Source organism: Thermus brockianus (genome assembly GCF_001880325.1).
In the GTDB taxonomy this organism is placed as follows: Bacteria; Deinococcota; Deinococci; order Deinococcales; family Thermaceae; genus Thermus; species Thermus brockianus.
In genome coordinates this window covers 1,273,694-1,286,568 of the sequence record NZ_CP016312.1, presented here as the reverse complement: position 1 = coordinate 1,286,568, position 12,875 = coordinate 1,273,694, and the positions used below count along the sequence as shown (strand labels likewise).

The window sequence follows — 12,875 nt, the reverse complement described above, 5'->3', positions numbered from 1 at the left end:
TTCAAAGGTCGTACCAAGGGGGTTTGCCCCGGAAAAGCTCCCGCTCCCCTCCCAAGGCCTCCTTGGGGGCGGCCTCGAGGCGGATCACCTGGGGTGGGCAGCTCTCCACGCAGGCCCCGCACCCCGTGCAGGCCTCCACCCTAAGCCTTAGGACGTACTCCTCCCCCTCCCGCACCCGGTAGACCGCCCCCGTGGGGCAGACGTTGGTGCAGACCGGGCAGAGGGTGCACCCCTCCTCCACCCGGATCCCAGGCCAGGCCACCGCCTCCGCCCGGGAGGCGGCGAGGCGGCGGAGGCGAAGCTCCGCCGGCAGGCCCTTTTCCTCCTCGGGCCCTTGGGGCAAGGGAAGCTCGGGGACAAGGTCGGCAGCGGTGCGCTTGGCGCTTCCCAAAAGGGCCTGGAAAAGCTCCCGCCTCCCCACCTTCTCCCCGGGAAGCTCCCCCTCCACCACCTCCACCGCCACGGGGAAGTAGCGCCGGGCCTCCTCCGCCATCCCCTCCAGGTGCTCGGGCACCGCAGGCCCCCCGATAGGGCAGCGGGCGCAGTCCCCCCGGGCAAGGACCACCCGGCCGAAGCGGCTTCCCGCCTCGGCGAGAAGCCCCGGGGTGAGCCGGCCCAGGCAGAGGACCTCCTCCCCCTTCCCCTCCGCCTTGGAGCACCGAAGCTGCCCCTTCCCCCGGATCAGGGCCTCCTGGATGGCCCCCAAGGGGTACTCCAGGGCGAGGCCGGGGCAGACCCCCGTGCAGAGGCCGCAGCCCGTGCACAAGACCTCGTCCAGCTCCACCCGCCACCCCTCCAGGCGCACCGCCCCCTTGGGACAGGCCTGGTAGCAGCGGTCGCACCCTCCCACGCTGTTCTTGTAGAGGAGGCACCGGGACTCGGTGTAGCGGGGCCTCGGGTCGGTGGCCTTGAGGAAGGCGTTGAGGAGGTTGTCCAAAAGGCCCATCAGCCCTCGAGGAGGAGGCCTTGGATGGCCTCCAGGAAGCGGTCAAACTGGGCGAAGTCCATCTGCTGTTGGTTGTCCGAGAGGGCCACCTTGGGGTTGGGGTGCACCTCCACGTGCACCCCGTCCGCCCCCACGGCAAGGGCGGCCCGGGCCAAGGGGGCGAGGAGGTCCGTGCGCCCGGCAGCGTGGGTCACGTCCACGATGACGGGGAGGTGGGTTTCCTGCTTGGCCAAGGCCACGGCGGAGAGGTCCAGGGTGTTCCGGGTCCAGCGCTCAAAGGTGCGGATACCCCTTTCCGCCAGGATCACCTGCCCGTTCCCCTGGGAAAGGATGTACTCGGCGGCGTAGAACCACTCCTCCATGGTGGCAGAAAGCCCCCGCTTGAGGAGGACGGGCTTCCCCGCGCGGCCCACCTCCTTGAGAAGGGCGAAGTTCTGCATGTTGCGGGCCCCGATTTGGAGAATGTCGGCGTACTCCGCCACCACCTCCACGTCCCGGGTGTCCATGACCTCGGTGACGAAGACCATGCCGAAGGCATCCGCCGCCTTGCGGCCAAGCTTGAGGCCCTCGAGGCCCAAACCCTGGAAACCGTAGGGGCTCGTCCTGGGCTTGAAGGCCCCGCCCCGGAGCACCCTAACCCCCCGGCTCGCCAGGAAGCGGGCCGTTTCCATCATCTGCGTTTCGGACTCAATGGAGCAGGGCCCGGCGATGAGGAGGGGCCTTTCCCCGAAGACCACGTCCTTTACCCGCACCTTGGTGGGTTCGGGCTTGTGCTTTTTGGAGTAAAGGAACTTCTTCTGGTCCTGGCGCTCCTCCAGGTCCAGGCTTGCCTGGAAGATCTCCTTAAAGAGCTTGCGGATGGTTTCGTTGGGGAAGGGGCCGGGGTTTTCCGCCGTGAGGTAGGAAAGCATCTCCTCCTCCCGCTTGGGGTCGTAGTGGGGAAGGCCCAGCTCCGTCTGGATGCGGCCGATTTCCTGCACCAGCCTCCCCCGCTCGGAAAGGAGGCGGAGCAACTCCCGGTTCACCCGGTCCACCTCTTTGCGCAGGGCCAGGATGCGCTCGTCCATGGGCTATTCTATGGGGCAAAGCCCCTTAAGGTGTCAAGCGGCCTCTTCCTTGGGCCTTTGCCGCTCGGCGAAGCGGGCCACCAGGACGGAAACCCAGTAGAGGACGAGAAGGGGCAGGGTGACGATGGACAGGGAAACCACGTCCACCGTGGGGGTGATGACCGCCGCCAGGGTGAGGAGGAGGACCACGGCCACCCGCCAGTTCCGGGCCAAGAAGGCGGAGGTGAGGAGGCCCAAACGGGCCAAAAGGTAGCTCACCACCGGCATCTCAAAGACCAGGCCCATGACGGTCATCATCATGAGCACCTGGCCCATGTAGCGGCCGATGGAGATCTGGGGGGTGACCACGTCCCCCAGGAAGCCCAGGAGGAAGGGGATGGCGAAGGGCAAAAAGCCGTAGTAGGCGAAAAGGGCCCCCAGGGCGAAGCTAAACCCCGCCCCCAGGAGGAAGGGCCCCGCCAGGCGCTTCTCGTGCTCGTAGAGCCCGGGGGCGATGAAGGCCCAGACCTGGTAGACGATGAAGGGGAGGGCCAGGACCAGGCCGCCAAAGGCCGCCACCTTCAAGGACACCAAAAAGGGCTCGGTGATGTCCAAAACGATGAGGTTGACCTGGATGCCGTTTTGCCGGGCCGCCAGGTCCAGGGGGCGTTTGAGCCAGTCCAAAAGCTGCACCCGGAAGGTCCAGGCCACCCCCGTGCCCACCGCCCAGGACAAAAGGGACCAGAGGAGCCGGGCCCTAAGCTCCTCCAGGTGTTCCACCAACGGGGCTTCTTTCAAGCCTTGGGCTCCTCCTTGGCCTCAGGGGAGGCCCCCGCCGGGGCAGGCTCCGCCACCTTGGGCTTCACCTCCTCCTTCACGTCCACCGCCTTTTCCAGCTCCTCGCGGATCTCCTGCGCCCCCCGCTTGAACTCCCGGATGCTCTGGCCCAAGGAGCGGCCGAGCTCGGGAAGCTTCTTGGGCCCAAAGATGAGGAGGGCCACCACCAGGATCACCAGGATTTCCGGCATGCCCAGGTTCATAACCCCCAGTTTAGCACCCCGCCGGAAAGGGAACTGAAGCCTTAGCCCTCCTCCCGCTTCCGCTTGGCGTAGCCCTCCAGGTTCCGCTGCCGCCCCCGGGCCACGGCCAGGGCGTCCTCGGGCACGTCGTGGGTGATGACGCTCCCCGCCCCCACCATGGCCCCATCCCCCACCCGCACCGGGGCCACCAAGACGCTATTGGAGCCGATGAAGGCCTTCTTGCCGATAACGGTCTTGTGCTTGCGCTTGCCGTCGTAGTTGGCGGTGATGACCCCCGCCCCCACGTTGGTCCCCTCCCCCACCTCGGCGTCCCCCAGGTAGGCGAGGTGCCCCGCCTTGACCCCGGGCTGGAGGAGGCTACTCTTCACCTCCACGAAGTTCCCCACGTGGGCGCCCTCCCTGAGCACCGCCCCCGGGCGGAGGCGGGCGAAGGGGCCGGCATCGGCCCCGGGGAAGAGGTGGGCCCCCTGGGCCACGGTGTGGGCGTGGACCTTGGCCCCCGGTTCCAAGGTGGTGTCCTCGAGGACGGCATACGCCCCCACCTCGCACCCCTCGCCGATGCGGGTGTTGCCCCGTAGCACCACCCCGGGCCAAAGGGTCACGTCGGGGGCGAGCTCCACCGTGGGCTCCAGGTAGATGGTCTCGGGGAGGAGCATGCGCACCCCCCGGCGCATCCACTCCGCCCGTAGCCGCCCAAGAAGCACCCCCTCCACCCGGGCCAGCTCCTCCCGGGTGTTCACCCCCAAAGCCTCCTCCGCCACGCCCTTTACCGCCACCACCCTTTTGCCGTGGCTCCGGTAGATGGCGATGAGGTCGGGCAGGTAGTACTCCTGGGCGGCGTTTTCGTTTCTCACCTCCTTTAGGGCCTGGAAGAGGAAGCCGTCAAAGGCGTAGGCCCCGGCGTTCACCTCCCGGATGGCCCGGACCTCGGGCGAGGCGTCCTTCTCCTCCACATTGGCCAAGACTTCCTCCCCTTCCCTTAGGATGCGGCCGTAGCCCGTGGGGTTTTCCAGCTCCACGGTGAGGAGGGCCATTCCCGCCCCCTCCGCCACCCCCGCCAAGAGGGCCTTGAGGGTTTCGGGGGAAAGGAGGGGGGTGTCCCCCTGGGTGACCAAAAAAGGCCCCGGGAAACCCCTAAGGGGGCCTTCCGCCTGCAAGAGGGCGTGGGCGGTGCCGAGCTGCGCTTCCTGGCGGACCGTCTCCACCGGGTAGCCTTCCAGGGCCGCCTCCACCTCCTCCGCCCCGTGGCCCACCACCACCACAAGCCTTTCCGGGCCTAAGGCCATGGCGGTCTCCACGGCGTAAAGGAGCATGGGCTTGCCCAAAAGGGGATGCAGGACCTTGGGCAAACGGGACTTCATCCGGGTCCCCTGCCCTGCGGCCAGGATCACGTGGGCGTGCATAAGGCTATGCTACCCCGAGGAAGCCCTCCGGAACCGCCTCAGCATGTAGAGGGAAAGGAGGATGAGGGGCAGGCTCACCACCTGGGTGGCGGTGAAAAGGCCGATGCCCAGCTCGTCGTTGCGGTAGACGGGAAGCCAGAGGGGGTTCAGGCGGAAGGGCTCTTCTAAGACCGAGCGAAGGACGCTATACCAAAGGAGAAAGTTCCAGAAGGCGTACCCGGGGAAGGGGTTTTTCCGAAGCCAGTAGAAGGTAAGGGGCAGGAGGATGACCCCCACCAAGGCCCCGTAGACCTGGGTGAGGTGGACCGGGCCCCTTAAGAGCTCGGCGCACTGGTAGACCTGGGAAATGTCGTCAATCCCCGGGCAAATCCCGGGAAACCCCTTGGCCCACTCCGGCCAGGTGAAGCCGATGGGCAAGGAGGTGAGGCGGCCCACGGTGTCCGAGCCGTTCATGAGGTTGCCGATCCGCCCGGCGATGATCCCCAAGGCCACCCCGGGGGTGGCGGCGTCCAGGTAGGGCCAAAGGGGGTAGCCCTTCTTCCGGTGGTAGTAGAGGAAAACCAGGGCCCCGCCCAAAACCGCCCCGTGGAAGGAAAGCCCCCCGTGCCAGATGTAAAGGACCTCCACAGGGTTTTGTAAGAAATAGCCGGGGGAGGTGAGGACGTAGCCGAGCCTTGCCCCCACCACGCCCCACACCACCGCCCAAAAGGCCGCGGTTTCAAACCGCTCCGCATCCAGGCCCCACGCCTTCAGGCGGCGCTTGGCCAGCTCAAAACCGATAAAGATGGCGAGGGTTAGGAGGAAGCCGTACCACTGGATGCGCAAGGGGCCTATCTGGATCAGGGTGGGGTCCACGGCTTACCTTCCCAAAAGTTCCTGCGCCAAGGCGCTTAGCTCCCGTTCGCCGAAGGCCCCTTCCAAAAGGACCCTATCCCCTAGGAGCAAGACGGGTACCCGGAAGGTGTAGAGGCGAAAAAGCTCCGGGTCTTGGTCCACATCCCGGCGGACGTAGGGCACCCCTAAGGTCCAAAGCGCCCTTTCCGCCTTCTCGCAAAGCCCGCACCCCTCGCGGGTGACGAAGACAAGCTCCATGCCCCCAAGCATACCCCTAGAAGATGGCCCGAATCACCCAAAGCCCCATGGCCAGGTGGAGGAAGACCTTGGCCACCACCCCCCCATGAGGCCCACCAGGGTGCCCCAGGCGGCCCTCAGGGCCTCCTCCGGCTTTCGGCCCGATAGGTACTCAAAAAGCCAGGCCAGGAGGAAGGGAAGGACCAAGACCCCCACCACCCCCAGGAAAAGGCCCAAGATGCCTCCCAAAAAAGCCCCCCATAGCCCCGCCCGGCCCGCCCCGTAGCGCTTGGCGCCCCAGAGGGCCGCCAGGTTATCCAGGGTCATGGCGAGGAGGGCCAAGACGCCGAGGCCGAGCCAAAGCCAAAGGGAAAGCTCCCGGAATCCGACCAAGAGCTCGTGCAAAAAGGCGGCGAAGAGGATGACCAAGGTGGCGGGTACGAAGGGAAGGAGGGTGAGGAAAACCCCCGCCACCCAAAGGACCACAAAGAGCCAGTCCGCCAAGGCCTCCACGGCCCAAGCCTAGGGTAAGGGGAGATGAGAAAGGCAAGGGACATCCGCCACCCCCTAAGGGCGTAAGCTCAAGGGTAGGAGGCGGGCATGGACTTTGGCCTACCCAAGGAACGGGCAAGCCTAAAAATCCCCCCTCCCCTCGGGGAGGAGGTGCGGGAAGGCCGGGTGGCCCTTACCCCCCAAGGGGTGCGGGAGCTCTCCGCCCTAGGCCACCGGGTTTTTGTGGAGCGGGGGGCCGGGGAACGGGCGGGCTTCCCGGACGAGGCCTACGAGGAGGCGGGGGCCAAGCTGGTGAGCCGGGAAGAGGCCTTTGGCCGGGGCGAGGTGGTGCTCAAGGTGGGGCGGCCCACCCTCGAGGAGATCGCCCTCCTGCGCCCCGGGGCCACCCTCATGGGCTTCCTGCACCTGGCGGTGGCGGAAACGGGCCTTCTAGAGGCCATGGCGGAAAAGGGCCTGAGCGCCATCGGCTACGAGCTCATCGGGGAAGGCGCCAAGCGCCCCATCCTCAAGGCCATGAGCGAGATCGCCGGGCGCATGGCCCCGCAGATTGCGGGGAGGCTCCTCGAGGCCCCCTTGGGCCCGGGGATGCTCCTTTCCGGCCTCCCCGGCATCCCGCCGGCGGACGTGGTCATCCTGGGAGCGGGCACCCTGGGCCGGGCAGCGGCCCGGGCCTTCCTGGGGGCCGGGGCCTCCGTCTACCTCCTGGACAAGGAGCTTCCCGCCCTGGAGGAGGCGAGCCGGGAGGCCCCTGGGGCCATCACCGCCCTCATCACCCAAAGCCGCCTGGAGCGGTACGTGGCCTTCGCCGACGTCCTGGTGGGGGCGGTGGCCGTGCCGGGGGAAAGGGCCCCCGTGCTCCTCACCCGGGAGCTCCTCGCCCGCATGCGCCGGGGCTCGGTGCTTTTGGACTTCGCCATTGACCAAGGGGGCGTGGCGGAAACAAGCCGGCCGGGCATCTACCAAGAGCTTGGCGTCACCCACTTCTGCCTGCCCAACGTCCCCGCCCTGGTGCCCCGCACGGCGAGCCACGCCCTCACCGCCACCCTCCTTCCCTTCCTGCGCCAGGTGGAGGACGACCCCCTCAAGGTCCCCGCCCTCCGCCAAGGGGCCTACCTCCTCCTGGGCCAGAAAGGAGGCCACCTAGAATGAGCTACCGCAAGAAGCTCACCTCCCCCGAGGACGCCGTGACCCTCATCCGCTCGGGGATGCGGGTCTTCGTTTCCGGCAACGCCGCCACCCCCACGCCCCTCCTCAAGGCCCTCGCCGCCCGCAAGGACGAGCTGGAAGGGGTGGAGCTCGTCCACCTCCTGCAGATGGGGGAAGACCCCTTCGCTAGCCCCGAGATGGAGGGGCATTTCCGCCGCCGCTCCCTCTTCGTGGGCCCGGCGGACCGGGAGGCGGTGAACCAGGGCCGGGCGGACTACGTGCCCATCATGCTCCACCAGGTGCCCTGGCTCTTCAAAAGGCGCATCCTGCCCCTGGACGCCGCCATCATCCAGGTATCCCCGCCGGACGAGCACGGCTTCTGCTCCTTGGGGGTGGAGGTCATCGCCACCAAGGCGGCGGTGGAGGCAGCCCCCATCGTCATCGCCATGGTGAACCCTAGGATGCCGAGAACCCTGGGGGACACCTTCGTCCACGTGTCCCGCCTCACCGCCATCGTGGAGCTGGACTGGCCCCTGCCCGAGCTGAAAAGGGAGGGCTTCGGCGAGGTGGAGCGCAAAATCGGGGAGCACGTGGCGAGCCTCATTGAGGACGGGGCCACCCTGCAGATGGGCATCGGGGCCATCCCGGACGCCGTCTTAGCGAGCCTTTCTGGGCGGCGGGATCTCGGGGTCCACACGGAGATGATCTCCGATGGGGTCCTCGAGGCCCTGGAAAAAGGCCTCATCACTGGGGCCAAGAAGACCCTCCACCCGGGCAAAATCATCGGCACCTTCGTCCTGGGCTCGGAAAGGCTTTACCGCTTCGTCCACGACAACCCCCTCTTTGAGCTCCACCCCGCCGACTACGTGAACGACCCCTTCGTGGTGGCGCAAAACCGCAAGATGGTGGCCATCAACTCCGCCATTGAGGTGGACCTCACGGGCCAGGTGGTGGCGGACTCCATCGGCACGCGCATCTACTCGGGCTTCGGCGGCCAGCTGGATTTCATCCGGGGAGCGGCGAGGAGCGAAGGAGGCAAGCCCATCATCGCCCTCCCCTCCACCGCCAAGGGGCATAGCCGCATCGTCCCCTACCTGCGGCCAGGGGCGGGGGTGGTGACCACCCGGGCCGACGTGCACTACGTGGTGACGGAGTGGGGCATCGCCGAGCTTTTCGGCCGCTCCCTAAGGGAAAGGGCCAAGGCCCTCATAGAGGTCGCCCACCCCGACTTCCGGGAGGAGCTCACCCGGGCCGCCTGGGAGAGGAAGCTCCTTCCCCGAAGCTACCCCGGCGCCGACCTGAAGGGCAAAAGCGGGCCCAGCTCTTGACAACCCCGCCCCCACCCCCCTAAATAGGGGGCGATGCCGAAGAAGCCCACGCAAGGGACCAGCGCACCGGCCAAGGGCGGGGCCACCACCTTGGTGGTGGTGGAGTCCCCCGCCAAGGCCAAAAGCATCCAGAAGATGCTGGGCCCCGCCTACGAGGTGCGGGCGAGCCGCGGCCACGTGGCCGACCTCCCCGAGCGGGAGCTGGGGGTGGACGTGGAACGGGGCTTCGCCCCCACCTACGAGGTGAAGAAGGATAAGAAAGCCGTGGTGGAGGAGCTCAAGCGGGCGGCCCAAGGCAAGCGCCTCCTCATCGCCACCGACCCTGACCGGGAAGGGGAGGCCATCGGCTGGCACGTGGCGAGGCTTTTGGACCGCGACCCCAAGGAGCCCATCCGGGTGGAATTCCACGAGATCACCCCCAAGGTGGTGCGCCAGGCGGTGGAAAACCCCCGCCCCATTGACCAGAACCTGGTGGACGCCCAGCAGGCCCGCCGGGTCTTGGACCGGCTCCTCGGCTACAACCTCTCCCCCCTCCTCTCCCTGGAGTTCCGCAAGCGGGCCCTCTCCGCCGGCCGGGTGCAGAGCGTGGCCCTGAGGCTCGTGGTGGAGCGCGAGGAGGAAATAGAGGCCTTCCAAAAAGAAGGGTACTGGCTCCTAAAGGGCCTCTTCCAGGCGGAAGGGAAGGCCTTCCCCGCCCTCCTCCACGAGGTGGACGGAAAGCGCCTTTGGACGGGGCAAGGGGAGAAGGAGGGAAAGCTCCACCTCAAGACGGAGGCCGAGGCCAAGGCCCTGGCGGAGGAGGCCCGGAAGCGCCCCTACCGGGTGGCCCGGGTGGAGGTGAAGGAAAGGCGCAAGGCTCCTCCCCCCCCCTTCACCACCTCCACCCTCCAGCAAGCCGCAAGCAGCCGCCTAGGCTACACCGCAAGCCGGACCATGCGCATCGCCCAGCGCCTCTACGAGGGGGTGGACCTCCCCGAGGGCACCGTGGGCCTCATCACCTACATGCGCACGGACTCGGTGCGCGTATCCCCCGAGGCCCTGGCCCTAGTCCGGGAGGTCATCGCCGAACGCTTTGGGCCGAACTTCGTGCCTGAAGCCCCCAGGTTCTACAAAAACCGCAAGGAAGGGGTGCAGGACGCCCACGAGGCCATCCGCCCCACCGACCCGAGGCGCACCCCGGAAAGCGTCCGCCCGTACCTCTCCGAGGAGGAGTACCGCCTCTACGACCTCATCTGGCGGCGGTTTCTGGCGAGCCAGATGAAGGACGCCCTCTACGAGCAGACGGCGGTGGTCCTCGAGGGGGAAGGAACCCCCCGCCTCCTCTTCCGCGCCTCGGGCTCGGTGCTCAAGTTTGAAGGCTACCTGAAGGCCTGGGGCAAGGAGGAAGAGGAGGAGGAGCCCCCGGTGCCCGCGGTGCCGGAAGGGGCCCCGGCAAAGCTTTTGGAAATCACCCCCGAGGAGCGCTTCACCGAGCCCCCGCCCCGCTACACGGACGCCAGCCTGGTGAAGACCATGGAAGAGCTGGGCATCGGCCGCCCCTCCACCTACGCCCCCACCCTGGAAACCTTGGAAAAACGGGGGTACGTGGAGCGCAGGGGGCGCACCCTCCTCCCCACCCCCCTGGGCCGGGAGGTGACCCACTACCTCAAGGAACGCTTCCCCCAGGTGGTGGCCTACGAGTTCACCGCCCGCATGGAAGACCGCCTGGACGAGGTGGAGGAGGGCAAGGCCCCTTGGCCCCAGGTGGTCTGGGAGTTTTACGAGCCCTTCTTGGGGGAGCTCGCCCAGGTGCCCAAGAAGACCTGCCCCCGGTGCGGCCGTCCCCTGGAGCTCAAGGTGAGCCGCTACGGGCAGTTCTTGGGCTGCACCGGCTACCCGGCGTGCACCTACACCGAGCCCCTGGAAAAACGGGAGGCGGAGCCCATCGGGGAAGCCTGCCCCAAGTGCGGCAAACCCCTCTTGCGTAAAGAAGGCCGCTACGGGAGCTTCATCGCCTGCTCCGGCTACCCGGCGTGCGACTACACCCGGGACGATGGCCGCCCCACGGGGCACACCTGCCCCAAGTGCGGCGGCCGGGTACTGGAAAAGAGGAGCAAGCGGGGCAAGCCCTACTACAAGTGCGAGGAGAACACCTGCGACTTCCTCTCCTTCTACCCCCTCCTGGACCAAACCTGCCCAAGTTGCAGCTGGCCCCTGGTGAAAAAGGGAGAGGGTGCCTGCATCAACCCAAGCTGCCCGGCCCACGACCCCAAGCTCCTTCCCGCCCCCAAAACCCCAGGCCCCGCCAAGGGCAAGGGCAAGGCCCCAAGCCCCCCTAAGCTCCCCCAGGACTTTGAGGCCCTAAGGGCCTTTCTCCCGAGCCTGAAAGAGGAAGAACGCCAAGCGCTGGAGGCCTTGGCCCAGGGGAAGAAGCTTGCTGCAGAGGAAGCCACCTTGGCCAAGCGGGCCCTCTTCAAGCTCCGGATGCAAAAGGGCCGGGCCAAGAAGGAGGTGGCCCCCGCCTGATGGAAAGCTACAAGCTCCACCTCCTGCGCCTGGCCCGGGCGGAAAGGGTGGAGGTGCCGGGTACCTCCCTAAAGGCCTACCCCCTCCTCGAGGCGGAGGAGCGCCAAGGCACCGCCTTTTACCTCCTCTTGGAAGGGGAACTGGTCATAGACCTCCCCGAGGGGCGCTACCTGCACCTGAGGAAGGGGGAGGCCGCCCGGGTCACGGAGCCCCACCGCCTCCTGCCGGTGGAGCGGGCGGTGCTTTTGGAGTGGGGCTAGGTCCCACCCGATAGACCGCCCCCCAGGGGCGGTAGACGCTCACCAAGCGGTCTTCCCGCACCCGGCCGTCGGCGTAGCGCACCCTCCGGCGCACCTCCACCCGGGCCCCTTCGGCGGCGAAGTCCACCTGCTTGCGCACGCCCGGGGGCAGGGAGGGGTCGGGGATTTCCTTCGGGGGAAGGGGCGGCTTGCGCTCGCTGAGGAAAGGACCTTCCCAGGCCACCTCCCGGTCCTTGGTCCCGAAAAGGTGGAAGCGGAGCTTGGTGCCCACCACGGAGCGCTGCACCAGGATGTGGCCCGGGGTGTCGTTTAGGGCCTTCAGGTCCTTGTAGGGCTGGATGACCGCCGCATCCAGGCCCGGGGGTTTGTAGTAGGCCACCTGGTAGCTGTGGGCGTGGCGCTCCAGGATGGGAAGCCCGGCGAAGAAAAAGGCGCGGAAAAGGGTGGTGGACACCTGGCACACCCCGCCCCCTACCCCCTGTTCCGTGCGCTCCCCCACGATGACGAAGGCTTCCTTATACCCTTCCTCCTCCGTAATGGGCCCGAGGGCCCGGTTGAAGGAGAAAGCCCCCGGGGGGAGGAGGAGGCCATCCAGCTTGGCCGAGGCGAGAAGGAGGTTATGGGCCCGCTCCCGGCTGGAGCCCCTAAAGTCCGTCTCCCCCGTGGCCAGGTGCTCCCGCACCCCCAGGGCGTAGAGGTCCCTTAGGCTTGGGCTTGGTGGGGTATAGCGCACGGGAAGCCGGAAGTTTCGCTTCCCTTGGGCCAAGGACTCCCGGTAAGCCTCTAGGGCCAGGGCCTCGTCAAAGGCGAGCCCCTTCTTCTCCACCCCCCGCCACCGCCCCTCCTGGTAGACGAAACGGGGCGGGCGGGGTGGGCGGGCGAGGCGCTTTAGGAGGGCCTTTAGCTCCGCCTCCGAGGCCACGGGGTAACGCTGGACCCCCGTGTAGGCCACAAGCCTCCCCTCCTCTATAACCTCCTCCTCCAAAACCAAAAGCGCCTCTAAGGGGGCTCCCTGCCCCCAGGCCACGCCAAACCCGAGAAGGAGGAGAAGCCAAAGGCCCCGGCGCATGCCCCAAGGGTAGCACGCCCATGGTGAAAGGCCTGTGAAAGGTGCCCCTTGCACCCCTAGCGTCCACGTGGTAATCTCCGGCCTAGGTCCCAGCTTTCACACCGTTTTCACACGCCACGCCCATACTGGGACCTGTAAGGGAGGTGGCAGAGATGAGGGCAAAAGGCTTCACGCTCATAGAGCTTGCTATCGTCATTGTCATCATCGGCATCCTGGTGGCCATCGCCGTGCCGCGGTTTGTGGACCTGTCCGGGGATGCCAAGGATGCGGCTGTCCAAGCTACTGCGAGCTCCATCCGCTCCGCTTACGCCATTTATGTGGCCCAAAACAAGGACTATCCCGACACCTGCGCAGACGTTCTTAACGGGCTGGAGGGAGTAAACATCAACAGCGCTTCGTCCCAGGTTACCCTTCAAGGCAACGTGACCATCGAGTGCAGCGCCCCGAACCCCCCTGCGGGTAACGCTGACATATCCATCTACGCTAGTGGGGCAAAAACCCATCATAGCGGTACTCCCTTAAAGGTGAACCTACGCTTCAAGTGAGGA

At 67.1% G+C, this 12,875-nt stretch carries 13 protein-coding genes and 1 pseudogene; 5 read left to right on the top strand and 9 right to left on the bottom strand.

The window, feature by feature from the left end; translation table 11 throughout:
- Nucleotide 1 precedes the first annotated feature (1 nt).
- The 8 genes and pseudogenes from A0O31_RS06840 to A0O31_RS06805 form a co-directional block, all read right to left on the bottom strand.
- Nucleotides 2-946, bottom strand: coding sequence for a 4Fe-4S binding protein (locus A0O31_RS06840; protein WP_071677221.1), 945 nt, complete (start codon nt 944-946; stop codon nt 2-4).
- The gene (locus A0O31_RS06835) at nt 946-2,013 is read right to left on the bottom strand and encodes a bifunctional 3-deoxy-7-phosphoheptulonate synthase/chorismate mutase (protein WP_071677220.1); all 1,068 of its coding nucleotides are present in this window, start codon (nt 2,011-2,013) and stop codon (nt 946-948) included. The genes A0O31_RS06840 and A0O31_RS06835 overlap by 1 nt, the downstream gene beginning before the upstream one ends.
- 33 nt (nt 2,014-2,046) lie before the next feature.
- Nucleotides 2,047-2,790 carry a twin-arginine translocase subunit TatC gene (tatC, locus tag A0O31_RS06830; RefSeq protein ID WP_071677219.1) on the bottom strand — a complete coding sequence of 248 codons (744 nt, stop codon included), beginning with the start codon at nt 2,788-2,790 and terminating at the stop codon, nt 2,047-2,049.
- Nucleotides 2,787-3,032: a TatA/E family twin arginine-targeting protein translocase gene (locus A0O31_RS06825; RefSeq protein ID WP_071677218.1), complete on the bottom strand. Its 246-nt coding sequence runs from the start codon at nt 3,030-3,032 to the stop codon at nt 2,787-2,789. The genes tatC and A0O31_RS06825 overlap by 4 nt, the downstream gene beginning before the upstream one ends.
- A gap of 41 nt (nt 3,033-3,073) precedes the next feature.
- Nucleotides 3,074-4,435: a bifunctional UDP-N-acetylglucosamine diphosphorylase/glucosamine-1-phosphate N-acetyltransferase GlmU gene (gene glmU / locus A0O31_RS06820; RefSeq protein WP_071677217.1), complete on the bottom strand. Its 1,362-nt coding sequence runs from the start codon at nt 4,433-4,435 to the stop codon at nt 3,074-3,076.
- A 9-nt stretch (nt 4,436-4,444) separates the two neighbouring features.
- Nucleotides 4,445-5,278 carry a prolipoprotein diacylglyceryl transferase gene (lgt, locus tag A0O31_RS06815; protein ID WP_152024457.1) on the bottom strand — a complete coding sequence of 278 codons (834 nt, stop codon included), beginning with the start codon at nt 5,276-5,278 and terminating at the stop codon, nt 4,445-4,447.
- A 15-nt stretch (nt 5,279-5,293) separates the two neighbouring features.
- Nucleotides 5,294-5,539, bottom strand: coding sequence for a glutaredoxin family protein (locus A0O31_RS06810; RefSeq protein WP_152024410.1), 246 nt, complete (start codon nt 5,537-5,539; stop codon nt 5,294-5,296).
- 4 nt (nt 5,540-5,543) lie between these two features.
- Nucleotides 5,544-6,019 (bottom strand): annotated as a pseudogene (locus A0O31_RS06805) (DUF456 domain-containing protein).
- An 87-nt stretch (nt 6,020-6,106) separates the two neighbouring features.
- Here A0O31_RS06805 and A0O31_RS06800 point away from each other — a divergent pair.
- From A0O31_RS06800 to A0O31_RS06785, 4 genes are read left to right on the top strand one after another with little or no spacing between them, the layout of a single operon-like run.
- Entirely contained in the window at nt 6,107-7,168 is a 1,062-nt protein-coding gene (locus A0O31_RS06800; protein WP_071677215.1) for an alanine dehydrogenase, read from the top strand.
- Nucleotides 7,165-8,493 (top strand): acetyl-CoA hydrolase/transferase family protein, encoded by a 1,329-nt coding sequence (locus A0O31_RS06795; RefSeq protein ID WP_071677214.1) that lies wholly within the window; start codon nt 7,165-7,167, stop codon nt 8,491-8,493. The genes A0O31_RS06800 and A0O31_RS06795 overlap by 4 nt, the downstream gene beginning before the upstream one ends.
- Before the next feature lie 33 nt (nt 8,494-8,526).
- Nucleotides 8,527-10,998: a type I DNA topoisomerase gene (gene topA / locus A0O31_RS06790; protein WP_071677213.1), complete on the top strand. Its 2,472-nt coding sequence runs from the start codon at nt 8,527-8,529 to the stop codon at nt 10,996-10,998.
- Nucleotides 10,998-11,258, top strand: a complete 261-nt coding sequence (locus A0O31_RS06785) for a hypothetical protein (protein ID WP_071677212.1) — start codon at nt 10,998-11,000, stop codon at nt 11,256-11,258. The genes topA and A0O31_RS06785 overlap by 1 nt, the downstream gene beginning before the upstream one ends.
- Here the strand turns inward: A0O31_RS06785 and A0O31_RS06780 are convergent.
- Nucleotides 11,200-12,327: a VanW family protein gene (locus A0O31_RS06780; protein ID WP_071677211.1), complete on the bottom strand. Its 1,128-nt coding sequence runs from the start codon at nt 12,325-12,327 to the stop codon at nt 11,200-11,202. The two genes, A0O31_RS06785 and A0O31_RS06780, sit on opposite strands and share 59 nt — an antisense overlap.
- Nucleotides 12,328-12,479: 152 nt before the next feature.
- Between A0O31_RS06780 and A0O31_RS06775 the strand changes: the two genes are divergently transcribed.
- Entirely contained in the window at nt 12,480-12,872 is a 393-nt protein-coding gene (locus tag A0O31_RS06775) for a type II secretion system protein (protein WP_071677210.1), read from the top strand.
- Nucleotides 12,873-12,875 lie beyond the last annotated feature (3 nt).

What these genes read in the sequence shown, in the direction of transcription:
- A0O31_RS06840 (WP_071677221.1), bottom strand. Translation starts at nt 946, where the DNA reads ATGGGCCTTTTGGACAACCTCCTCAACGCCTTCCTCAAGGCCACCGAC.
- A0O31_RS06835 (WP_071677220.1), bottom strand. Translation starts at nt 2,013, where the DNA reads ATGGACGAGCGCATCCTGGCCCTGCGCAAAGAGGTGGACCGGGTGAAC.
- A0O31_RS06825 (WP_071677218.1), bottom strand. Translation starts at nt 3,032, where the DNA reads ATGAACCTGGGCATGCCGGAAATCCTGGTGATCCTGGTGGTGGCCCTC.
- glmU (WP_071677217.1), bottom strand. Translation starts at nt 4,435, where the DNA reads ATGCACGCCCACGTGATCCTGGCCGCAGGGCAGGGGACCCGGATGAAG.
- A0O31_RS06810 (WP_152024410.1), bottom strand. Translation starts at nt 5,539, where the DNA reads ATGCTTGGGGGCATGGAGCTTGTCTTCGTCACCCGCGAGGGGTGCGGG.
- A0O31_RS06800 (WP_071677215.1), top strand. Translation starts at nt 6,107, where the DNA reads ATGGACTTTGGCCTACCCAAGGAACGGGCAAGCCTAAAAATCCCCCCT.
- A0O31_RS06795 (WP_071677214.1), top strand. Translation starts at nt 7,165, where the DNA reads ATGAGCTACCGCAAGAAGCTCACCTCCCCCGAGGACGCCGTGACCCTC.
- topA (WP_071677213.1), top strand. Translation starts at nt 8,527, where the DNA reads ATGCCGAAGAAGCCCACGCAAGGGACCAGCGCACCGGCCAAGGGCGGG.
- A0O31_RS06785 (WP_071677212.1), top strand. Translation starts at nt 10,998, where the DNA reads ATGGAAAGCTACAAGCTCCACCTCCTGCGCCTGGCCCGGGCGGAAAGG.
- A0O31_RS06780 (WP_071677211.1), bottom strand. Translation starts at nt 12,327, where the DNA reads ATGCGCCGGGGCCTTTGGCTTCTCCTCCTTCTCGGGTTTGGCGTGGCC.
- A0O31_RS06775 (WP_071677210.1), top strand. Translation starts at nt 12,480, where the DNA reads ATGAGGGCAAAAGGCTTCACGCTCATAGAGCTTGCTATCGTCATTGTC.